The sequence below is a fragment of the Agreia pratensis genome, assembly GCF_900177685.1.
Classification (GTDB): domain Bacteria; phylum Actinomycetota; class Actinomycetes; order Actinomycetales; family Microbacteriaceae; genus Agreia; species Agreia pratensis.
Window position 1 is genome coordinate 666157 of record NZ_FXAY01000001.1, and the last position, 21709, is coordinate 687865.

Annotated in this window: 22 protein-coding genes, 1 tRNA gene and 1 pseudogene; 8 read left to right on the forward strand and 16 right to left on the reverse strand. The window is 64.7% G+C overall.

Annotated features, from left to right (window positions below; genetic code table 11):
• Positions 1 to 47: 47 nt before the first annotated feature.
• The 4 genes from rplK to B9Y86_RS03150 all read right to left on the reverse strand — a co-directional run bounded on the left by rplK (position 48) and on the right by B9Y86_RS03150 (position 2239).
• Positions 48 to 479 (reverse strand): 50S ribosomal protein L11, encoded by a 432-nt coding sequence (rplK, locus tag B9Y86_RS03135; protein WP_055776148.1) that lies wholly within the window; start codon positions 477 to 479, stop codon positions 48 to 50.
• A gap of 196 nt (positions 480 to 675) precedes the next feature.
• Positions 676 to 1671: a transcription termination/antitermination protein NusG gene (nusG, locus tag B9Y86_RS03140; protein ID WP_085482819.1), complete on the reverse strand. Its 996-nt coding sequence runs from the start codon at positions 1669 to 1671 to the stop codon at positions 676 to 678.
• 132 nt (positions 1672 to 1803) lie between these two features.
• Positions 1804 to 2076 (reverse strand): preprotein translocase subunit SecE, encoded by a 273-nt coding sequence (gene secE, locus B9Y86_RS03145; RefSeq protein WP_085482821.1) that lies wholly within the window; start codon positions 2074 to 2076, stop codon positions 1804 to 1806.
• A gap of 90 nt (positions 2077 to 2166) precedes the next feature.
• Positions 2167 to 2239: transfer RNA gene (locus tag B9Y86_RS03150), tRNA-Trp, on the reverse strand.
• A 210-nt stretch (positions 2240 to 2449) separates the two neighbouring features.
• Between B9Y86_RS03150 and rfbB the strand changes: the two genes are divergently transcribed.
• From rfbB to B9Y86_RS03165, 3 genes are read left to right on the forward strand one after another with little or no spacing between them, the layout of a single operon-like run.
• Positions 2450 to 3448, forward strand: a complete 999-nt coding sequence (gene rfbB, locus B9Y86_RS03155; RefSeq protein ID WP_085482823.1) for a dTDP-glucose 4,6-dehydratase — start codon at positions 2450 to 2452, stop codon at positions 3446 to 3448.
• The gene (locus B9Y86_RS03160; RefSeq protein WP_244894608.1) at positions 3449 to 4156 is read left to right on the forward strand and encodes an HAD-IA family hydrolase; all 708 of its coding nucleotides are present in this window, start codon (positions 3449 to 3451) and stop codon (positions 4154 to 4156) included. It abuts the gene before it with no gap.
• A gap of 47 nt (positions 4157 to 4203) precedes the next feature.
• Positions 4204 to 4962: an HAD-IIB family hydrolase gene (locus B9Y86_RS03165; RefSeq protein ID WP_085482825.1), complete on the forward strand. Its 759-nt coding sequence runs from the start codon at positions 4204 to 4206 to the stop codon at positions 4960 to 4962.
• A 280-nt stretch (positions 4963 to 5242) separates the two neighbouring features.
• Here the strand turns inward: B9Y86_RS03165 and B9Y86_RS03170 are convergent, their stop codons facing one another.
• Positions 5243 to 6391 (reverse strand): diacylglycerol/lipid kinase family protein, encoded by a 1149-nt coding sequence (locus B9Y86_RS03170; protein ID WP_085482827.1) that lies wholly within the window; start codon positions 6389 to 6391, stop codon positions 5243 to 5245.
• A gap of 123 nt (positions 6392 to 6514) precedes the next feature.
• Between B9Y86_RS03170 and B9Y86_RS03175 the strand changes: the two genes are divergently transcribed.
• Positions 6515 to 7717: a pyridoxal phosphate-dependent aminotransferase gene (locus tag B9Y86_RS03175; RefSeq protein WP_085482829.1), complete on the forward strand. Its 1203-nt coding sequence runs from the start codon at positions 6515 to 6517 to the stop codon at positions 7715 to 7717.
• Positions 7718 to 7808: 91 nt separating this feature from the next.
• Here B9Y86_RS03175 and B9Y86_RS03180 read toward each other — a convergent pair whose 3' ends face one another.
• Positions 7809 to 8159, reverse strand: coding sequence for a DoxX family protein (locus tag B9Y86_RS03180; protein WP_085482831.1), 351 nt, complete (start codon positions 8157 to 8159; stop codon positions 7809 to 7811).
• Positions 8160 to 8259: 100 nt separating this feature from the next.
• On the opposite strand from B9Y86_RS03180, the gene B9Y86_RS03185 reads away from it, so the two are divergent.
• Positions 8260 to 8775 (forward strand): MarR family winged helix-turn-helix transcriptional regulator, encoded by a 516-nt coding sequence (locus B9Y86_RS03185; RefSeq protein WP_176223234.1) that lies wholly within the window; start codon positions 8260 to 8262, stop codon positions 8773 to 8775.
• A gap of 3 nt (positions 8776 to 8778) precedes the next feature.
• Here the strand turns inward: B9Y86_RS03185 and B9Y86_RS03190 are convergent, their stop codons facing one another.
• On the reverse strand, positions 8779 to 9060 hold the full coding sequence (locus tag B9Y86_RS03190; RefSeq protein ID WP_139824700.1) for a hypothetical protein: 282 nt from the start codon (positions 9058 to 9060) through the stop codon (positions 8779 to 8781).
• Between the two features lie 197 nt (positions 9061 to 9257).
• Between B9Y86_RS03190 and B9Y86_RS03195 the strand changes: the two genes are divergently transcribed.
• Positions 9258 to 9839 carry a histidine phosphatase family protein gene (locus B9Y86_RS03195; protein WP_085482837.1) on the forward strand — a complete coding sequence of 194 codons (582 nt, stop codon included), beginning with the start codon at positions 9258 to 9260 and terminating at the stop codon, positions 9837 to 9839.
• Positions 9840 to 9911: 72 nt separating this feature from the next.
• Here the strand turns inward: B9Y86_RS03195 and B9Y86_RS03200 are convergent, their stop codons facing one another.
• The 5 genes from B9Y86_RS03200 to B9Y86_RS03220 all read right to left on the reverse strand — a co-directional run bounded on the left by B9Y86_RS03200 (position 9912) and on the right by B9Y86_RS03220 (position 16720).
• Positions 9912 to 11306, reverse strand: coding sequence for a sugar ABC transporter ATP-binding protein (locus B9Y86_RS03200; RefSeq protein ID WP_085482839.1), 1395 nt, complete (start codon positions 11304 to 11306; stop codon positions 9912 to 9914).
• 50 nt (positions 11307 to 11356) lie between these two features.
• Positions 11357 to 12598: a multiple monosaccharide ABC transporter permease gene (gene mmsB, locus B9Y86_RS03205; RefSeq protein WP_085482841.1), complete on the reverse strand. Its 1242-nt coding sequence runs from the start codon at positions 12596 to 12598 to the stop codon at positions 11357 to 11359.
• Between the two features lie 33 nt (positions 12599 to 12631).
• Positions 12632 to 14179: a multiple monosaccharide ABC transporter ATP-binding protein gene (gene mmsA / locus B9Y86_RS03210; protein ID WP_085482843.1), complete on the reverse strand. Its 1548-nt coding sequence runs from the start codon at positions 14177 to 14179 to the stop codon at positions 12632 to 12634.
• A gap of 132 nt (positions 14180 to 14311) precedes the next feature.
• Entirely contained in the window at positions 14312 to 15433 is a 1122-nt protein-coding gene (chvE, locus tag B9Y86_RS03215) for a multiple monosaccharide ABC transporter substrate-binding protein (protein WP_085482845.1), read from the reverse strand.
• A gap of 303 nt (positions 15434 to 15736) precedes the next feature.
• Positions 15737 to 16720 carry a LacI family DNA-binding transcriptional regulator gene (locus tag B9Y86_RS03220; RefSeq protein WP_085483758.1) on the reverse strand — a complete coding sequence of 328 codons (984 nt, stop codon included), beginning with the start codon at positions 16718 to 16720 and terminating at the stop codon, positions 15737 to 15739.
• Positions 16721 to 17293: 573 nt separating this feature from the next.
• Between B9Y86_RS03220 and B9Y86_RS17895 the strand changes: the two are divergent.
• A pseudogene (locus B9Y86_RS17895) lies at positions 17294 to 17410 on the forward strand (type IV toxin-antitoxin system AbiEi family antitoxin domain-containing protein); the annotation flags it as partial.
• 167 nt (positions 17411 to 17577) lie between these two features.
• Here B9Y86_RS17895 and B9Y86_RS03225 read toward each other — a convergent pair.
• The gene (locus B9Y86_RS03225; RefSeq protein WP_176223236.1) at positions 17578 to 17718 is read right to left on the reverse strand and encodes a hypothetical protein; all 141 of its coding nucleotides are present in this window, start codon (positions 17716 to 17718) and stop codon (positions 17578 to 17580) included.
• Between the two features lie 91 nt (positions 17719 to 17809).
• Here B9Y86_RS03225 and B9Y86_RS03230 point away from each other — a divergent pair, with 91 nt between their 5' ends.
• Positions 17810 to 18358 (forward strand): endonuclease domain-containing protein, encoded by a 549-nt coding sequence (locus B9Y86_RS03230; RefSeq protein WP_139824701.1) that lies wholly within the window; start codon positions 17810 to 17812, stop codon positions 18356 to 18358.
• Positions 18359 to 18412: 54 nt separating this feature from the next.
• Here B9Y86_RS03230 and B9Y86_RS03235 read toward each other — a convergent pair whose 3' ends face one another.
• The 3 genes from B9Y86_RS03235 to B9Y86_RS03245 form a co-directional block, all read right to left on the reverse strand.
• Positions 18413 to 19510 (reverse strand): fatty acid desaturase family protein, encoded by a 1098-nt coding sequence (locus B9Y86_RS03235; RefSeq protein ID WP_244894609.1) that lies wholly within the window; start codon positions 19508 to 19510, stop codon positions 18413 to 18415.
• 154 nt (positions 19511 to 19664) lie between these two features.
• A complete protein-coding gene (locus tag B9Y86_RS03240; protein WP_085482853.1) occupies positions 19665 to 20099 on the reverse strand; it encodes a VanZ family protein in 435 nt (144 codons plus the stop codon).
• Between the two features lie 133 nt (positions 20100 to 20232).
• Positions 20233 to 21621, reverse strand: a complete 1389-nt coding sequence (locus B9Y86_RS03245; RefSeq protein ID WP_085482855.1) for a sugar nucleotide-binding protein — start codon at positions 21619 to 21621, stop codon at positions 20233 to 20235.
• Positions 21622 to 21709: the final 88 nt, after the last annotated feature.

The following is a 21709-nucleotide window of genomic DNA, read 5'->3' on the forward strand; positions in this document are numbered from 1 at the left end:
AGCGTGTCGAAGGGCGGCCTACTCGATCAACGAGGTGCGGTGAGGAGTTACGCCTCGACCGTGATGCCCATGGAGCGGGCGGTTCCGGCGATGATCTTCGACGCGGCGGCGATGTCGTTCGCGTTGAGGTCGGCCATCTTGGTCTCGGCGATCTCGCGGACCTGTGCCTGGGTGAGCTTCGCAACCTTGACGGTGTGCGGAGTTCCCGAACCCTTGGCGACTCCGGCGGCCTTCTTGATGAGCTCTGCTGCCGGGGGCGTCTTCAGGATGAACGTGAACGAACGGTCTTCGTACACGGTGATCTCGACGGGGATGACGTTTCCGCGCTGAGCTTCGGTTGCTGCGTTGTACTGCTTGCAGAACTCCATGATGTTGACGCCGTGCTGTCCCAGCGCAGGCCCGATGGGCGGTGCGGGGTTGGCGGCGCCGGCCTTGATCTGAAGCTTGATCAGACCGGTAACCTTCTTCTTCGGTGCCATTTTTCTCTTCCTTATCTGTGTCGAGTGCGCCCTGATTGGCGAACTCTCCCGCCGTTCGGTGAACGCGGTTTGTGGCCGACTTCGTCAGCACGCCAGAAGGCGCGCCGGTATGAGGACAACCCTCCAAGCATACGCGATACAACCCGTTAACGCCATCGAGCCCACCGAATCAACGGTGGGCTCGATGTGAAGAGCTCTAGAGCTTGGTGACCTGGTCGAAGCTGAGCTCGACCGGAGTCTCGCGCTCGAACAGCGAGACGAGAACCGTGAGCTTGCCGCTCTCGGGCTTGATCTCGCTGATCGATCCGGGCAGACCCGCGAACGAGCCTTCCTTGATCGTGATGGTCTCGCCGATCTCGAAGTCGACCTCGGCCGGAATCGAGCGGGAGACGGCCTTGCCGCCCTTTCCGCCGGCAGCCTTGGCCACGGGGACCTCGGCGACGACGACGAGCGACTGCAGCATCGAGAACGCCTCTTCGAAACGCAGCGGCGTCGGGTTGTGCGAGTTGCCCACGAAGCCGGTGACGCCGGGCGTGTGACGCACGACAGACCAGCTGTCTTCGTTGAGGAACATGCGAACGAGCACGTAGCCGGGAATTCGGACGCGAGTGACGAGCTTGCGCTGGCCGTTCTTGATCTCGACGACGTCTTCCATCGGAACCTCGACCTGGAAGACGAAGTCCTCCATGCCCATCGAGGTCTTGCGGCTCTCGATGTTCTGCTTCACGCGCTTCTCGAAGCCGGCGTAGGAGTGGATGACGTACCACTTGCCCGGCAGAGTGCGGAGTTCTTTGCGGAATGCCTCGTACGGGTCGACCTCGGCCGGCTCGGCTTCGTCGCCCGACTCACCGTCGGCGATCTCGGCACCGGATGCGTCGGCCTGCTCGGCCGCATCGGCACTAACAGCCTCGGCCTCGGCTTCGGCGACTGCCGTGGCGATGTCGTCGCCGTCTTCGTCGAGCACCGTGGCGGCATCGGGGTCATCGAGCACGTCGATGGCCGCGGCGACCTGGTCTGCATCGCTGATGTCGAGGGCGTCATCGACGATGGCGTCGGCCTCGGGGTCTGGATTCGCGTCGATCGCGTCGAGGAGAGCGTCGAGGTCGGCGGGCGTTTCGCGCGCCGCCGTGGTCTCGGCTGACTTCTCTTCGGCTGCGACGTTCTCGACGTCGTCGCGCTGTGACTCTGCCACGTAAATCCGTTCCAATTCGTTGATTATTGCGCTTGGCGCAGAATGCCTTCGTTCACCGCTCTGCGGAACCCAGCCGCACAACGAGTCGGGATGCACCTGTTCTGACAGAACATGTGACCCGCTTCAGTGCGCTTAGGTCGGGTTTCCGAAGACCATCACTGCAAGCCAGGCGAACACTGCGTCGAGACCCGACACCAGCGCCATCATGATGATGACGAAGACAAGAACGACTGCGGTGTAGCTCAGCAGCTCTTTGCGCGTCGGGGTAACGACCTTCTTGAGCTCTTGAAAGACCTGCTTGATGAAGAGCACGATACGGGCGAACGGATTGCGGCGAGCAGCCCGTTCTTTTTTGGCGCTCTCGACGACTTCTTCGCTCGGTTCGTCGATTACTTTGCGTGCCACGTAAGTAGTTACCCTTCACAATTCGGCCATTCGGCCCAATCTCCTCTGTTCGCCCTCACAGAATCTGCGAGAACGACCCGATTCGATCAGCAGGGCGGACAGGACTCGAACCTGCAACCTGCGGTTTTGGAGACCGCTGCTCTACCAATTGAGCCACCACCCTTCGGGCTGAAAAGCCCGGGAATCGTCACCCGCCAAACCCTTCACAAACCCAAAAAGGGCATAAAAAAGCTTGGCAGACTTCAACTACCTCGACCAAGTGTAGGCGAGAGCAGAACGAGAGTAAAGCCAGCGCCCGTTTCGGCATCTCGGCCGACGTCAGGGGCCCCCGTTACTATGGGGGAAATCTTTTCGTCGACTTCAGGAGATCTCAGTGCGCAAGCTTCTCGTTACCGGTGGGGCCGGTTTCATCGGTTCGAACTTCGTGCATTACGTGCTCGAGAACACCGATGACCACGTGACGGTGCTCGACAAGCTCACCTATGCCGGCAACCTCGCATCGCTCGACGGACTCGACCCCGAGCGCTTCTCGTTCGTCAAGGGCGACATCGCCGACGCCGCCCTGGTCGACGGCCTCGTCGAAAACGCCGACGTCGTGGTGCACTACGCGGCAGAGAGCCACAACGACAATTCGCTGCACGACCCGCGCCCGTTCCTCGACACGAACATCATCGGCACGTTCACGCTGATCGAGGCCGCGCGTAAGCACGATGTGCGCTTCCACCACATCTCGACCGACGAGGTCTATGGCGACCTCGAGCTCGACGACCCCGAGCGCTTCACCGAGCAGACCCCCTACAACCCGTCGAGCCCCTACTCCTCGACCAAGGCCGGCAGCGATCTGCTGGTGCGCGCATGGGTTCGCTCGTTCGGGTTGCGCGCCACGATCTCCAACTGCTCGAACAACTACGGGCCTTACCAGCACGTCGAGAAGTTCATTCCGCGCCAGATCACGAACGTGCTCACGGGCGAGCGCCCCAAGCTCTACGGCGCGGGCGAGAACGTGCGCGACTGGATCCACGCGAACGACCACTCCTCGGCCGTGCTCACGATCATCGACAAGGGCGAGATCGGTGAGACCTATCTCATCGGCGCCGACGGCGAGAAGAACAACAAGCAGGTCGTCGAGCTCATTCTCGAGACCCTCGGTCAGCCGGGCGACGCCTACGACCACGTGATCGACCGCCCGGGGCACGACCTCCGCTACGCGATCGACTCCACCAAGCTGCGCACGCAGCTCGGCTGGGTTCCGCAGTATTCCGACTTCGAGTCGGGCCTCGCGTCGACCGTCGCCTGGTACCGCGAGAACGAGAACTGGTGGAAGCCGCAGAAGGCCGAGACCGAGGCGAAGTACCAGCTCCAGGGTCAATAGGTGACCACGGTCGCCGCGACAGGCGCCCCCGGCACGGTTGACCTCACCGCCCGGGCCGTGCTGTTCGATATGGACGGCACTCTCGTCGACTCCACCGCGGTGGTCGAGCAGGTCTGGCGGGCCTTCGCGTCCGAGAACGGCATGGATGCGCAGGCGATCATCGCCACAGGTCACGGCGTGCGGGCCGAAGACACGATGCGGCGGCACGGCCCCGTCGGCTTCGACGTGGCCACGGGCGCCGACCGGCTCTTCGACCTCGAGCTCGCGGCGGTCGACGGCATCGTGCCCGTTCCGGGTGCCCGCGCTTTCGTCGAGAGCCTGCCCACGGCATCCATCGCTCTTGTCACCTCGGCGAGGCGCGCGCTCGCGCTTCGCCGACTCGAGATCGCCGACGTGCCGACGCCGGGCGTCGTCGTGACGGCGGCCGACGTCGAGCACGGCAAACCCGCGCCCGACTGTTACCTTCTGGCCGCGCGGTTGCTCGGCGTCGATCCGGCAGACGCGATCGTCTTCGAGGATGCCGAGGCCGGCATCGCGGCGGGTCTCGCGGCGGGCATGCGCACCGTCGTGGTGGGCTCGCACGAGAGCGAGACCACGCGCGGACTGCCGCGCATCCGAAACTATCGCGACGTCTCGGTGACCCTGCACGAGGCCGCACCCGCCGGCCAAGACCCGCGGCCCAGTTTCACCATCGCTCTGCCCCTCTAGAATCGACGCGCCCCGCGACTTCCGCGATCGGTGCAGAACGGACAGCCATGACCTCGACTCCCCGCCTCGTCGCCTTCGACCTCGACGACACCCTCGCGCCCTCGAAGACGGCCATCGATCCGCGCATGGCGGAGCTTCTTGTGACGCTGCTCGACCGGGTCGAGGTGTGCATCATCTCGGGCGGACAGTACGGGCAGTTCACCGCCCAGGTCATCGACAAGCTCACCGCGGCGAGCCCGGAGGCCCTCACGCGACTGCACCTGATGCCCACCTGCGGCACGCAGTACTACCGCTTCGAAGGCGGGGCGTGGAACCAGGTGTACGCGCAGAACCTCACCGACGACGAGAAGCACCGTGCGCTGGCCGCCGTCGAGGGCGAGGCCCGACGTCTCGGCTACTGGGAGTCTGAGACCTGGGGGCCGATTCTCGAGGACCGCGGATCGCAGATCACATTCTCGGCGCTCGGCCAGGGCGCGCCTGTCTCTGCGAAAGCCGCATGGGACGCCGACGGCGTCAAGAAGAACACGCTCCGCGAGGCCGCCCAGGCTCTGCTGCCCGATCTCGAGGTGCGCAGCGGCGGCTCGACCTCGGTCGACATCACACGTCAGGGAATCGACAAGGCCTACGGCATGGGGCGTCTGTCAGAGCTCACGGGCATTCCGCTCGACGACATGTTGTTCGTGGGCGACCGCCTCGACCCCGATGGCAACGACTACCCGGTGAAGGCGCTCGGCGTCGAGTGCCACGCGGTCGAGGGTTGGCACGACACGGCCGCGTTCCTCGACGAGCTCATTCCGACACTGTAGACCTCGGGTCTCGATACGGCCGCAGGCGGCCTACTCGACCAACGCAGGTTGTGCGCCGGTCGAGTAGCCGCGCGACGAAGGAGCCGGCGTATCGAGACCATCACCGCCGAAGCCGGCGCGTCCAGCGCGCCCACGGAAAGTCGTGCGGCCAGTGGATCGCCAACGAGTGGAATCCCCGCCTGATGCGCGTGGCGAATCCGCTGGCATCGAAGAGCGGCCGCATCGAGGCAGCGCTTCAGGAGCTCTCCGTCGTCTTTGACGGGAATGACGACCGAGATGGTCAGTTCGATGGCGACTCGCCCTTCGAGGCGGTATCGGCGTCGTCGCTCGACTCTGCGAAGAGATCCGACTCGGCGTCGGCGCCCTCGTCGATGCGCTCGCCGGGCAGCCGGGCCTCTTCAGGTTCGTCTTCGGGCCGCTGTTCCTCGAGAGTGACCTCGGCGGGGATGCGCACGCGCAGCGCTCCGGCGTCGACCCAGGTGCGGAACGCGATCGCCTTGCCGAACCCATCGCCGTCGAGCTCGATATCGTGGGCTCGGTCGAGCTTCACGACGAGCTCCTTGCCCTTCACGTAGTTGAGCGCGCGCACCTCTTTAGAGAGGCCGGCCAGGCGGCGACCCACTGCGGTGCGGCGCAGCACCCCGTTCTCCCACACGATCTTCACGATGATCTGCACCCAGCCCACGAAGCCCTTGGGGCGAAGCATCACGATGTCGAAGAGTCCATCGTCGACGGCGGCCTCGGGAAGCAGCAGGATGTTGGCCGGCAGCGATCCGCAGTTGCCGATGATGATCGTGTGCGCGCGCACCGAGTGATTGCCCTGCCGGTCGAGGTTGTAGCGCATGCGCAGTTCGTTCTTGTCGCGCAGCGCCTTGGCTATGGCGCTCACGTAGGCGAGCCAGCCGACCCGCTTCTTGAGGTCGTCGTCGGTGTTCGCGATCATCGTCGCGTCGATGCCGAGCCCTGCCATCACGACGAAGGCGAACTTCTCGACAGAGGAGTCCTCGCGGCGCACCTGAATGAGTCCCACGTCGATGGCACGGTCGTCGCCCGAGAACGCGGTCTCGACCGCGTGGTCGAGGTCGTTCAGCGTCAGGTCGAGGTTGCGGGCGAGCAGGTTGCCCGTTCCGCTCGGAAGCAGAGCGAGCGATGCCTTGCTGCCGTGCACGGCCTCCGCGACCGACCGCACCGTTCCGTCACCGCCGGCCGCGAGAACCATCGTGGCACCGGCATCCAGAGCCTCTTTCGTGACGCCCTGGCCCGGGTCTTCGACGCTCGTCTCGAACCAGAGCGTCTCGCCCCACCCGTTCACACCCTCGTGCCGCTCGACAGAGGCGCGAAGGGCGTCGACATCGACCTTGATCGGGTTGTAGACGACGGCGGCGACCGGCTTCTGGCTCTCGGATGCGTCGGGCTGGTTTTCGCTCATACCGTCAAGGGTATGGGCGGCATTCGGATACGGTCCATCTGTGGCCGACCCGATGCGCAAAGCGATGTCGAGGCCCTAAACTCTCCCGCTGATTCGCAGGCCCTCCCGCTAGGCTTGGCTCTTGTGACCGAACCCACCCGTATCTCGCACCGCATCGCATCCATCGCCGAATCGGCGACTCTGAAGGTCGACAGCAAGGCGAAGGCGCTGCAGGCCCAGGGCCGCCCTGTCATCAGCTACGCGGCGGGCGAGCCCGACTTCGCCACGCCCGCCCACATCGTCGAGGCGGCGTCGCGGGCTGTGCTCGATCCCAAGAACTACAAGTACACGCCGGCGGTCGGCCTTCCCGAGCTGCGCGAGGCCATCGCAGCAAAGACGCTGCGAGACTCGGGGCTCGAGGTCTCGACGTCGCAGATCATCGTCACCAACGGCGGCAAGCAGGCCGTCTACCAGAGCTTCGCGACCCTGCTCGATCCGGGCGACGAGGTGCTGCTGCCCACCCCGTACTGGACCACCTACCCCGAGGCCATCCGCCTGGCGGGCGGCGTTCCCGTCGACGTCTTCGCGGGCAGCGAGCAGAACTACCTCGTGACCGTCGAGCAGCTCGAGGCCGCGCGCACCGATCGCACCAAGGTGCTGCTGTTCGTGTCGCCGTCGAACCCGACCGGCGCCGTGTACTCGCCCGAGCAGACCAAGGAGATCGGTGAATGGGCCGAGTCTCACGGCCTGTGGGTCATCAGCGACGAGATCTACCAGAACCTCACCTACGACGGCGTTCGCGCACTGTCGATCGTCGAGGCCGTTCCGGCGCTGGCCGACCGCACGATCCTGGTCAACGGCGTCGCGAAGACGTATGCCATGACCGGATGGCGGGTCGGGTGGATGGTCGGCCCCGCCGACGCCATCAAGGGCGCCGCGAACCTGCAGTCGCACCTCTCGAGCAACGTCTCGAACATCTCGCAGAAGGCGGCCATCGAGGCGCTCAACGGACCGCAAGACGCCGTCGAAGAGATGCGACTGGCGTTCGATCGACGTCGCAAGGCGATCGTCGCCGGGCTCAACGCCATCGACGGAATCGTCTGCCCCACGCCCGAGGGCGCGTTCTACGTGTACCCCGACGTCACGGGTCTGCTGGGCCGCTCGTGGGGAGGGGTCACGCCGACGACCTCGCTCGAGCTCGCCGATCTGATTCTCGATCAGGCCGAAGTGGCCGCCGTTCCCGGTGAGGCCTTCGGCCCGAGCGGGTTCCTGCGCCTGTCGTACGCGCTCGGCGACGAGCCTCTCGCCGAGGGCATCGCGCGGCTGCAGAAGCTCTTCACGTCGTAGGCCGCGCTGGTCTCGATACGCTCGTACCTCGCTACTCGACCAGCGCAGAACCGCGCTGGTCGAGTAGGTCGCTCAGCGACCGTATCGAGACCTACATGCTGAGCAGGCGCAGCACGAGCGCGGCCACGGCCACAAGAAGCAGAACCGCCGGTGCACCCAGACCCTTGGTGTCGGACACGCGGATGTGGGCGACAATGGCACCCACGAAGTAGACGATCACGCCGATAGCCGCGGCCACGCCGATAGGCCACCAGAAGATGCCGACCACCAGCCCGAGGGCGGCCGCGAGCTCGAGCACCGCGAGCATCCAGACCCCGTCGCGGGGAACCCGCACAACGTCCATGCCCTTCATCACGGTCTCGTTCTTGGCGAGCTTGTTGACGCCCGACCCGCCTACGGCGATGGCGAGCAGAACAGACACGACGATGGATGCGATGAGCATGGTTTTCTCCTGAGGTCGTGCCAACTGTACGACATCAGATCATCCGATGCAAGACGATCTCATTCTGGACGAAATCGACACAGAGACGTACTGTGGTGTTATGTCCCGCGACTCGATCGATTCCTCTTCCGAGGCATGCGCAGCCGCCGGTTCGGTGTCTCTGCACTCCGCCGTCTGCTCATCGGTCGACAACCTCGAGACAGCCGATCTCACCTGGCTGATGCACCGGGCGGCTGAGGTTCTGCGCGCAGATTTCGACGCGGTCGCGAAGACAGCAGGGCTGGTCGATCTGCGCGACTGGCTGGTTCTATCGGTGGTGACCGACGGAATCCCACGCACCCAGCTCGAGATCGCTCGGCAACTCGGCATCGATAAGACAACGCTGATCGCGGTGCTCGACCGACTCGAAGGCCAAGCGTTCATCGTGCGCAGCGCTTCGCCGACCGACAGGAGGGTACGCATCCCCGCAGCGACGGCCGCCGGCGCTGCGATTTACGAGAGAGTCACTGTGGAACGCGATACGGCCATCGCTGCACGGCTCAGCGCTGTGCCGGAGGCCGAGCAGAGTGCGCTGCGCTCAGCGCTGTGGGCTATCGCGAGCGCACCCTCGACGTAGAAGTTATTTAGACGACTTCTTGTCGCTCTTCGACATCGTGGCTCGCTCGGCCTCGAGAGTCGCCCTCAGATCGTCGTCGATACGGTCGTCGACCACGCCGAGAAACGGGTTCGCCATGCGCTTCTTCGCCGGCAGCGCAGAGAGGTAGGCCGTGGCTGCTTTCTGAACACGAACGGTCGCGCGCTCGGTCTTCGAGACCGACGCATCGGGGGTCGCAGCGATCTCCGCGTGCTTACCCAACGCCTTGATGAGTTCGGCCAGCGCCGTGGTGATCTTCTTCGTCATGAGTGCATTGTCCCAGGCGAAAGTGAACATGCAACTCCGTGTCTCATTCCCCGCGAAACGCCGTCTCACCACCGCGAACACATGTGCAGAATGACGCGCTCTGCCGCGCAGCCTCGAGCGGCGTTCTACCATTGAGCCTGGGGCATCGACCTGTTTCGAAGGCGCCCCTCCACTCTCTCGACGAAAGCCCTTCCTTCATGCGCATCGAACTCATCCGCCACGGCCAGACCGACTGGAACCGCGACGGTCGTCTCCAGGGCTCCAGCGACATCCCTTTGAACGACACCGGGCGGGCGCAGGCCGTCGAGACTGCCGCCGTGCTCGCCGATCAGGGCCTGTCGGCTATCGTCTCGTCTCCCCTGATGCGCGCCAGAGAGACCGCTCGCATCATCGCCGAGATCCTCGACATCGACCTGGGCGCGAGCTACGACGATCTCATCGAGCGCGACTACGCCAGCCTCGAAGGAGCGGTGCCGACCGAGCCCATTCCCGACGAGCCCAACGCCGACTTCGCCGACATCGAGCCCCGCGAGGCGGTCACCGCCCGCGGCATGCGCGCCATCGTCGAGATCCGCGACACGAGACTGCCTCTCGACGGCCCGGATGCGACGGTCGCCGCGGTCTGCCACGGCACGATCATCCGCTTCGTGCTCTCCGAGATTCTCGGCGAGGAGATCCCGCACATCCACAACGCGGCGATCAACGAGATCGAGTGGGCGGATGGCGCCTGGCGCGTCTTGAGCGTCAACGGCAGCCCCGTCGTCGAGGCTCGCGCATAGCAGCGCGCCACAACTCAGGCAGAACCGAGCAGCCGTGCACGAAAACGCCGGTTTCGGCCCGTTCTTCCTGAATTAGAGCGGCGCCACCAGCGACAGCAGCTCGAGCGACGACGCTCCGCGCCCCACATCACCCACAACGCGCCCTCCGGCCATCGCCACCACGCGGTCGCTGATCGCCAGCAGTTCGTCGAGGTCGGCCGATGCCACGATCACGGCCTTGCCCGCGTCGGCGATCACCCGCAGCAACCGCCACACTTCGGCACGCCTCTCGTCATCGAGTTCTCGCGTCGGCTCCACCAGCAGCAGCACGCGGTGCTGCGACTCGGGGAACAGCTCGAGCAGGCTGCGGATACGCACCCACTCGTCATCGCGTCCGCGCAGGCGCACGGCGTCGAGGGCACGAGCACCGGGCGTCGGCCTCGTCTCGTCGTCCCGTGTCACCACTCCGGCCTTCACAAGCGCGGGCAGCATCGACGGCGTCGCCGGAGCCGAGATGCCCCCGACGATGCGTACCCGGTACTTCGGCTGAACCGTGACGATCGCGAAGATGCCGTGCTCGATCGCGGCCATGGTGGTGTTCGTCTCGACGGGCAGGCCATCGATCAGCACGGCGCCCGAGGGCACGGTTCCCGCGGTGCGGCCGAACACACTCAGCAGCAGCTCGTTGCGACCAGACCCCTCGAGTCCGGCAAGCCCGACGATCTCGCCGGCCGCGGCGCTCAGCGATGCGCCGATCACCACGCGGGTCACGCGGTCGAACTCGTCGTTGGTGCTCCAGTCGACGATCTCGAAGACCGCTCCGGATGGCGACTTAGCCGCGCGATCGCGCCCCGCAAGGCCGGTCGCGCCGGCCGCGCCCGCGCCGCCCACCCCGGCCGCGCCGTCCCCGGCCGCGCCGTCCCCGGCCGCGCCGGCGCCGGCCATCGCCTCGAGGAGCCGGCCACGGGCATCCGACCCGCTGTCGCCTGGCCCAAGAACCGGCGTGACCGAACCGGCCGACAGCACCGACACCGTGTCACCGATCTCGAGCGCGAAACTCGGCCGTTGGGATGCGACGACCACGGCGATTCCCTCGCTGGCGAGACGGCGCAATGCCCGCACGACCCGCTCTGCGCCGGCATCGGTCAGCCCTGCTGTGGGCTCCGTGAAAGCGAGGACCGTCGCCCCGTGCGCGAGCGCCCTGGCCGCTTCGACGAGAACCCGAGACGCGTCGTCTAACTGCGAAGCGAGCGTGGGAAGGGGCGAGTAGACATCGACCTTGCGCAGCAATGCGGTGGCCTGCGTGCGCATCGACGCGCGGTCGACGATGCCGGGCAGCCCGAGAAAACGCCGCCGCGGCTCGATGCCGAGAAAGAGGTTGTCGGCGAGGTCGAGGGTCGCGGTGAGCGACGACACCCTCCGCACATGCGCGAACGCGACCGTGCCCACGACCCGCGCCAGAACGGCGTCGAGCCCGGGCGAGTCCACGCCGAGAACGACGTGGATCTCGCCCGGGCTCGGGCTGAGCTCTTCGGAGATCAGCGGCCTCCGGAGCGGCGCTTGTTGTAGACGTCGAAGGCGACGGCGAACAACAGCACGAGGCCCTTGACGGCCTGCTGCCACTCGATACCGATGCCCATGATCGACATACCGTTGTTCAGAACACCGATGATCAGACCACCGATGATGGCGCCACCGATCGTTCCGACACCACCCTGAACCGCGGCTCCACCGATGAAGGCTGCCGAGATGGCCTCGAGCTCGAAGCCGTCACCTGCCTTCGGGCCGGCGAGGTTGAGTCGCGCGGTGAAGATGAGGCCGGCGAGGGCAGCAAGGAAGCCCATGTTGACGAACAGCCAGAAGGTGACGTTGCGGGTCTTGATGCCCGAGAGCTCCGCGGCGTGCAGGTTTCCACCGATGGCGTAGACGTGACGGCCGAAGACCGAGCGGTTCATCACGATTCCGTAGACCAGAACCAGCACAGCGAGAACGATCAGGGTGGCAGGAATGCCCTTGTAACTGGCGAGCTCATAGGCGAAGAAGCCGATGGCCGCGGCGATGAGCACCAGCTTGGCGACGAACCAGGCTAGGGGTTCAACCGCCTGGCCGTAGCTCGAGCGTCCTGCGCGGGTGCGGAACTGCTGCACGACGAGCGCGAGGATGGCAATCGCAGCCACGCCGAGTGTGAACGGATCGATCTCGAATTCGCCGAAGATGTTGCTGAGGAATCCGTTTCCGAGAGCACGGTATTCGCCGGGAAAAGAGCCGATGCTGGCGCTGCCGAGCACAACCAGGGCGAGGCCTCGGAAGATGAGCATGCCCGCTAGCGTCACGATGAACGCGGGTATACCTACGAAGGCGATCCAGAAGCCCTGCCAGACACCCACGAGAGCACCGACCAGAAGCGACAGGATGATCGACAGCCACCACGGCAGCCCCCAGTCCACGGCGAAAACGCCAGAGACGGCGCCAACGAAGGCGGCCACAGATCCCACAGAGAGGTCGATGTGGCCGGCGATGATGACCATCACCATTCCGATCGCGAGAACGAGGATGTAGCCGTTCTGCACGATCAGGTTGGAGATATTCTGCGGCCGCAGAAGGATGCCGTTGGTGAGGACGCTGAACAGCACCACCACCAGGATCAGGGCGAGGAAGATGCCGTTCTTGCCCAGGTCGGAGAGGATGTGGGCGAACTTGTTGGTGAACCTGTTCTCCACGGGATTCACCTGGCTGCCGGCCGCGACGCCGTCGGCGGGCTTGGTCTCGAGGTTAGACATGTCGTTGTGCTCCTATATCCACCAGCGCGAGCGCTAGCGGGCCTTTTCCATGGTCATGAGTTTGAGCAGAGCCTCGGGGCTCGCTTCTTCGATCGGCAGTTCGCCAGTGATGCGGCCCTCGCTGAGGGCGTAGATGCGGTCGCAGATTCCGAGCAGCTCTGGCAGCTCGCTCGAGATCACGATCACTCCCTTACCCTCTGCAGCCAGCTTGTTGATGATGCTGTAGATCTCGTACTTGGCACCCACGTCGATTCCTCGGGTGGGCTCGTCGAGAATGAGCACGTCGGGGTCGGAGTAGATCCACTTCGACAGAACGACCTTCTGCTGGTTTCCGCCGGAGAGCTTGCCGGTCTTCGCCAGCACGGTCGGCGACTTGATGTTCATGCTCTTGCGGTACTCGTTGGCGACGGTCCACTCCTGGCCATCGTTCACGAGGCCGAGCTTCTCGAGCTTCTTCAGCGCCGCCATCGAGATGTTGCGCTTGATGTCGTCGATGAGGTTGAGGCCATAGGTCTTGCGGTCTTCGGTGGCGTAAGCCAATCCGTTCGCGATGGCCTCAGACACCGTGCGGGTCTTGATCTCGACGCCGTTCTTGAAGACGCGGCCAGAGATCTTCGAGCCGTAGCTGCGGCCGAAGAGGCTCATAGCGAACTCGGTGCGCCCCGCGCCCATGAGTCCGGCGATACCGACGATCTCTCCGCGGCGCACGTTGATGTTGACGTTGTCGACGACCACGCGGTTCACGTCTTGAGGGTGGTGAGCGGTCCAGTCTTCGACCCGTAGGATCTCGTCGCCGATGTGCGGCGTGTGATCGGGGTAGCGGTTCTCGAGGTCGCGACCGACCATGTCTTTGATGATGCGCTCTTCGGTGACGTCGCTCTTGCTGATCGTCTCGATCGTCTTGCCATCGCGGATCACCGTGACGGAGTCGGCGACCTTCTTGATCTCATTCAGCTTGTGGCTGATGATGATGGCCGTGATGCCCTGCTCCTTGAGGTGCAGGATCAGATTCAGCAGGTGATCGCTGTCATCGTCGTTGAGAGCCGCGGTCGGTTCGTCGAGGATGAGGAGCTTCACTCGCTTCGAGAGCGCCTTGGCGATCTCGACGAGCTGCTGCTTTCCGACACCGATGTCCATGATCTTGGTGGTCGGGTTCTCGCGCAGACCCACGCGGGCGAGCAGCTTTGCGGCCTCTGCGTTGGTCTTGTTCCAGTCGATCAGCCCGAGGCCGCCGCGCTGTTCGTTGTTGAGAAAGATGTTCTCCGCGATCGACAGGTACGGGCTGAGCGCCAGCTCCTGGTGAATGATCACGATGCCTTCGGCCTCGGAATCGCGGATGTCTTTGAATTCGACGATCTTGTTCTCGAAGACGATGTCGCCTTCGTAGGTGCCGAACGGGTAGACACCCGAGAGCACCTTCATCAGCGTCGACTTGCCGGCGCCGTTCTCACCGCAGATGGCGTGAACCTGGCCACGGCCGACCTCGATGGTCACATCTTGCAGCGCCTTGACGCCGGGGAACGTCTTGGTGATTCCCCTCATCTCGAGGATGTTGAGCGGAGCGTCGACCTTGTCCGTCATCGCGATTCTGCTTCCTTGCTGGTTGTTCGTGGGGGTGGTTTACGTCGCCCTAGGCAGCGACGAGAGACTGGATGCGCCGGGCGCGCGACCCGTCAAGGTCACGCGCCCGGAGCATCCGGGATCTTTTAGGTGTTAGCCCTTGATCTCGTCTTCGGTCCAGTAACCGGAGTCGACCAGGACCTCCTTGATGTTGTCTTTCACAACGATCTGCGAGTCGAGCAGGAACGAGGGGACGACCTTCTTGCCGTTGTCGTAGTCCTTGGTGTTGTTCACCTCGGGCTTGTCACCCTTGAGGATCGCGGTGGCCATGTCGACCGCAACGGTTGCCAGCTTGCGCGTGTCCTTGAAGATGGTCGCGTACTGCTCGCCGCCGTTGATCGCCTTGACGCTGTCGAGCTCCGAGTCCTGGCCGGAGATGATGGGCCATTCAGCGCCCACCGAGTAGCCGGCGTCGGTCAGAGCCGAGATGATTCCACGCGAGATGCCGTCGTAGGGCGACAGTACGCCGTTGACCTTCTTCGATCCGTCGGAGTACGTGGAGGTCAGGATGTCCTCCATGCGGCTCTGAGCTGCTTCGCCGTCCCAGCGGAGGGTTGCGACCTGCTGGAAGTCGGTCTGGCCACTGCCGACGACAAGGGTCTTCTTGTCGATGTAGGGCTTCAGAACGTCCATCGCACCGTTGAAGAAGAACGTCGCGTTGTTGTCGTCGGGCGAACCGGCGAAGAGCTCGATGTTGAACGGACCGGCGGGGGCGTCGGTCTTGGCGGTGCCGTCGAGCTCGGTCAGACCGAGGCCGTTCAGCATCGACCATGCCTGCTGCTGGCCGACCTTGAAGTTGTCGAACGACGCGTAGTAGTCGACGTTCTCGGTGTCGCGGATCAGGCGGTCGTAGGCGATGACGGGGATGTCGGCGTCCTTGGCGTCCTGAAGAACGCTGGTGAGCGTGGTGCCGTCGATCGAAGCGACGATCAGGGCCTTGGCGCCCTTGGTGACCATGTTCTCGATCTGCGAGACCTGGGTGGGGATGTCGTCTTCTGCGTACTGCAGGTCGACGGTGTAGCCGGCGTCTTCGAGCTGCGACTTCACGGCGTTGCCGTCCTGAATCCAGCGCTCGCTCGACTTGGTGGGCATCGCGACGCCGATGAGGCCGCCGTCTCCGCCCTTGTCTCCACCGGATGCGCCGGAGGAGCAGGCCGAGAGGCCGATGATCATCGCGCCGGCGGCGACGCCGGCGAGGAGGGTTTTGATTTTCACTGTGTGAATTCCTTTCGAATGTGCAGTGGACGTCGTTGTCTGCAGTGGTGCACGAACCGGCATCGTCCCGAATACCGTTTCGTTCGCCGTGCAGGGCAGGGAGCCATGCGCGGCATAGGGGTGCGAACTAGAGAGAAGGCGGATGAGCTGCGCTGCGAATGCTGCTGGCCATATCGACGACTCCCTTGTCTGCTCTGGTGCGATGTTGCGACCACAATCCTTGTGAACGTTCACAACGCGTGTTCATACTAGACCCGTACATGATCACCCTGTCAACCTGGATTGTTCGGCGTGTCACGATCGTTACCGAGTCTGGGGCGCAGCCGATGAACCGCGCTCGATGAGAGTCGGAAGAATGCTCCCCGCGTACTCCTCGCCCGCTTCGAGCCCGCCCAGCAGCAGGGCCATGCATCGCCTCCCGAGTTCGGCGAAATCTTGCCGAACCGTGGTGAGCGGTGGCCAGAAGTGTGCCGCATCGGGAATGTCGTCGAAGCCGACGATGCTGATGTCGCGCGGAACCTCGAGTCCCCCGTCGCGGATAGCGTGCATGAGCCCCAAGGCCATCTGATCATTCGCCGCGAAGATTGCTGTGAAATCGCGCATCCTCAGCAGCTCGCGCCCTGCGAAGTAGCCGAACTCGGCTGTCCAGTCGCCGAGAATGGGTGCCGTCGTGGGCATGTCTTGATCGCTCATCTCATCGAGGAACCCGGTCATCCGCGCCTCTGCCTCGATCCAGTCCTGTGGACCGGCGAGGTGGTAGATGTAGCGATGCCCCAACTCGATGAGGTGTCTGGTCGCCAGACGCGCTCCCAAGATCTGGTCGACCGAGAGCGACTTGTCCCCGTCGGTTCCGGTGGACTGCAGTGTGACGATCGGCAGGCGCAACGACATGCCGGCGAGAGTGTCGAACACCCGCCGCTGCGGCGCGATCACAACGAGGCCCTCGATGGCCTGGTCGAGCAGTCGGTCGATGGCACGCACGATGGCGGTGGACTCGTATCCGCTGATACTGGCCGTGGTGACCGCATAGCCGGCCGCATTGGCAGCGTCTTCGATCGCCTGAATGCTGGCCGCGGGGCCGTAGTTGGTGCGCGAGGCGGTCAGGATGCCGATGGTGCGGGAACGAGACGTGACCAGCGCGCGAGCCGCCCGGTTGGGCCGGTACTGCAGCTGCTCCATCGAGTCGAGAACGCGCTGCTTGGTCTCTTCGCGGATGTTCGGAAGATCGTTGATGACGCGAGAGACGGTCTGATGGGAGACTCCGGCGAGGCGCGCCACATCGTGCATGCTCGGTGCCCGTGACTTCTTCGCCACCGGCTCGGGTTCCTGTGCCACGCGTCTCAAACCTCATCGTTGTTCACGTTCACAAACGGTGAGCGCTTACTCATTATGCACACCCGCGAAGCCCGCGTCGTGCGCATCCCAGAACAGGGGGTGCTGCAGCGACCCCGGGGCGGCGGCGCTCTAATTCAGGAAGAACGCCTGCAAAACGGCGTTTTCGCGCTCGACGCCTCGGATTTTCCTGCAGACCGGCGCCGCACATCCGATGCTTCGTGTTGCGAGTCCGCCGCTGCAACACAACGACGCGGCCTGCTGCACGAATCGGCGCCGCAGCTCGCAACTTCGGCGGCGCAGCTCGCAGCTTCGGCGGCGCACGATCTGAGTCGCTCCTTCCGCCGGCCGCCGCCTCCCTCATTCAGGAAGAACGCGCCCAAAACGTGGTTATCGCGCGCGGAGCGCCGGATTTTCCTGCAGAAGAGCGCGCCCTCCTCTCCACCACGTTCGTGCCAGGCATCGTTTACTCCACAGAAGTGCCTCCGCGCGGCCCGCAGCATTCAGCCAGGGGCGACGCTCGTGCTCATGAACACATCTCGTGGGCACATCGCCTCCCGAAAAGCACTACTAGCCTTCGGCATGACACATCACTCGATCGCTCGTGCCGTCGCCCGCGGCGAACTTCTGCGCCTGCGACGTGGCTGGTACGCGACACCCCTCACCTCACCCAGTGCGATGCGTGCTGTGACGGTGGGCGGCGTGACCACCTCGCTGTCGGCGACGGAGTTGTTGGGGCTGTGGACACCGCCCGACTCAGCTCTGCACGTGGCGGTTCCGAGCAATGCAAGCAGGTTGCGCGCTGCCGCACCTTACCCGCGGCGACCGCGGTCGACGCCGCAGTCGACGCCGAGGTCGACGCCGCAGTCGACGCCGAGGTCGACGTCGCGGTCGACGCCGCAGTCGAGGTCGAGGTCGACGGCGCTGACGGCATCGACGTCCCACTCAGACACCGGCGCGGAATCTCGCGGTGAGTCTGCACCGACACCCCTCTGCCTTCACTGGCGCAATCACAGAAGTTCGCCTCGAGACGGCGTGGCCTCGGTGATCGACGCACTGATCGATGCCGTGCAGTGCCAGCCGGAGGAATACTCGGTGGTCGTCATCGACTCGGCGTTGAACAAGGGCCTCGTCACGCTTCGCCAGCTCGAGGCCGCATTCGAGCGACTCCCCCGGCGCTATACTCGCGCACTCGGCCGGGCGGACGGTCGAAGCCAGTCGGGCACCGAGACCCTGGTTCGACTGCGGCTCCGTGCCCTCGGCATTCGCGTGTCTCTGCAGGTGCGCGTCTCCGGCGTCGGATACGTAGACCTGATCGTCGGCGACCGTTTCGTTCTCGAGTGCGACAGCAGAAGATTTCACACCGGTCACGAGAGGTACCACGGGGATCGGCTGCGTGATCGAGAGCTCATCAGACTCGGCTACCTGCCCATGCGTCTCACCTACGAGATGATCATGTTCGACTGGCCAGAAACACTGGAAACTATCCTCTCCCGTGTAAGGCGGAGAGAACATCTGTGGCCGCGGCGCTCCAAAACAGGAAAAACCGCCGCTCGCCGCACGAAAACGCGCGATGAGGACGGTTCTTCCTGAATTGCGGCGGCCGCAGCCGCAGCGGCGGCCGAAGCGGCAGCTGCAGCGGCGCGACTAGCGGCCGAACGCCTGAGCTGCGGGGCAGTCGAACGGGTCGCCGCCAGCAGAGAGCCCCACCTTGTTGAGGTAACGGATCACGATGCCGTAGGACTGACGCAGACCGGTCTCGGTATAGAGAATGTCGTGCTTCTCGCAGTACTCCTTGGCGATGGCCTGGGCCTTCTTGAGGTTGGGCCGTGCCATGTTCGGAAAGAGGTGGTGCTCGACCTGGTAGTTGAGTCCGCCCATGAACGTATCCATGACGAAGCCACCGCGGATGTTGCGCGAGGTCAGCACCTGGCGACGCAGGAAGTCGACCTTGCTGTCGTGCGGCAGGGTGGGCATTCCCTTGTGGTTGGGAGCGAACGATGCGCCCATGTAGACGCCGAAGACGGCGAGCTGAACGCCGATGAAGGCGAATGCCATTCCGGGCTCGAGCAGCAGGAAGATGACGATCACGTACGCGGCGATACGCGTGGTGAGCATGACGATCTCGAGCCAGCGCTTGTCGACCTTGCCCTTGCCGAAGACCGTGCGGAACCCGTGGATGTGCAGGTTCAGGCCCTCGAGCATGAGGATCGGGAAGAAGAAGTATCCCTGGCGCTTGGTGGCCCAGGCGTAGAGGCCCTTGGCCTTGGCCGCGTCTTCGGGCGTGAACGACACGAAGTCGCGCTCGATGTCGGGGTCTTTGCCGAGCACGTTGGGGTTGGCGTGGTGACGAGAGTGCTTCGTCATCCACCATGAGTAGCTGATACCCACGAAGAGGTTGGCGAGCGTGCGGCCCGCGATGTCGTTGGCCTTGCCCGACGTGAACACCTGGCGGTGCGAAGCCTCGTGGGCGAGGAAGGCGAACTGCGTGAAGATGATGCCGAGTGCGGCGGCCATCAGCAGCTGCAGCCAGGAGTCACCGAGAAGAACGACGCCTACGCCGACGCCGCCGAGCGCTGCAACGAGCACACCGAACATGGCGTAGTAGAAACCCTTGCGGCGGCGGAGAAGGCCGGCATCGCGAACGGTGTTCAGAAGCGCCGAATACTCGCTGGTCGGGCTGGTACGCGCACCGCCAGGCTTCGTCTTCGTGAAGGTAACGCGCGGTTTGACTGTGTCGGTCACAAGGCCCCTCTCGGCCATCGGGCCCTCGCAGGGCAGCAAGACACCAGGTACTAGCGGTGGCTTGCTCTCACTCTAGGGTGCGGGTCACCTATTCCACGGGTCGAGCCACGGATGCACGGTCTTCCGGTAGAGGATTGCCAGGCCAGGGCATTGCTTAACGCCGCTGCCGCCCGAGCTGTACATAACGCAGAACGCATATAGCCGCACCACCGAGCAACGCGCCCGCCGTATTCGCAACCACATCACCGGCCGACGGGAACCGCTGAGGCAGCCATAGTGCCTGTGTGAGCTCGATCGTGAGCGACGCCACGAACCCGAGCAGACCAGACACCCACCACAGCGACGGCCATGCCAGCAGAGCTATCAGCGCCCCGAGGGGAACGAACATCACGACGTTCGACGCCGATTCGACCACGGAATAGGTGATCCACTCGGGCAGACCGTGCCGATGCAGCACCCCGAGTAGCCGAGCGAGCGCGCTCTGAAACGGCTTGTCGACGGGCGTCGGCCAGAACGTGATCGCCACGACCAGGATCGCGATCATGCCCAGAGCGCGCCAGGCCCATCGTCGAGTGCGCGCGCCGGTCATGCCACGAGGCTAGCGAAGGAGGGTTTCGCCGCTATTGCCGCGACGAATCGATCGTGCTTCGGCCAGACCCCGAGGAGCAGACCCAGAGCACCAGCCCCCGAGGGGCAGACCCCAGAAGGCCAGCCCCCGACTACTAGACCCCGAGGTACTGCTTCAGCGCCTCGTCGCCATCACGAGGAACGAACCCGGTGGCCGCGAGCTTGCCCAAAGGCAGAACGCTGCCGAGCGGCCTCGGCGCAACAGACTTGCCGGCGAAGTACTCTTCGGTCGACACCCCGGTCACATCTGAGGCGGCGTGCCCCGTGAGCTCATACACGCGCGCCGCGACGGCCGCCCACGACAGAGGCTCGCCCTCGTTCGTGAGGTTGTAGGTGCCGAATGAAGCACCCGACGAAAGCAGGTGCCGGATGCCCGCGGCCAGGTCGGTCGTGAAGGTCAAGCGCCCGATCTGGTCGTTCACGACGCTCGGTGCGATGCCGCGCGAAGCGAGCGACGCCATGGTGCGCACGAAGTTGTTGCCCTCGCCGATGACCCAGCTGGTGCGCACGATGTAGTGCTTGGGAACAGTGGAGACGAGCGCGTCGGCGGCAGCCTTGGTCTGCCCGTAGACGCCCAGCGGCGAGAACGCCTCGTCTTCGGGATGCTCGGCCGCGGTTCCGTCGAAGACATAATCGCTCGAGACGTGCACAAGAGTGAGGCGGTTCGCGGTGGCGACCGATGCGAGCAACGCGACGGCCGAGACGTTCGCGGCCCACGCATCCACTCGGCCTGTGGCCGTCTCTGCCTCGTCAACCTTGGTGTAGGCGGCGGCGTTGATGATGGTGTCGTAGTCGCCCCAGTGCCGCGAGGTGTAGCTGGCGGGGTCGGCCACGTCGAAGTCGGCGCGCGAGACGAACTCGGCGTCGGGGAATTCGGCGCGCAGGGCGAGTCCGAGCTGTCCGCCGGCACCCAGCACCAGGGTGCGCGCGCCCTTCATGGGCACCACATCGGCGAGGCGCGGGTGGGCCTGGTCTTTCGCGCTGATCTCGACGTCGTCGAGCGCGATGGGCCACTGGATGTTCGAGGTCTCGTCGGCGAGATTGAGGAACGTGTACGAGGCGGCCGGGCTCCAGTGGTCGTTGACCAGGTAGGTGTAGGCCGTGTCTTCTTCGAGCGTCTGGTAGGAGTTGCCTACGCCGCGCGGCACATAGACGGCGCGACCCGCGTCGAGCTCGACGGTGACGACGGCGCCGAAGGTGTCGCCCTCGCGCAGGTCGACCCACGCGCCGAAGATGCGGCCGGTGGCGACAGAGACGTACTTGTCCCAGGGTTCGGCGTGAATGCCGCGGGTCGTTCCGGTCTTGCCATTGAACGAGATGTTGTTCTGCACCGGTCCGAAGTCGGGCAGCCCGAGGGCCAGCATCTTCTCGCGCTGCCAGTTCTCTTTGAACCAGCCGCGGTTGTCGCCATGCACCGGCAGATCGAGAATGACGAGCCCCGGAATCGCGGTCTCGGTCAGACGCAGTTCTGTCGCTTCGGCCATGGGTGATACCTGTGCTTTCTCTCGCCGCACGCGTTCGGTCGCGCGCAGCGAGCCTATCGGCAACGGGCGCTCGGGTCACCCTGGCAAG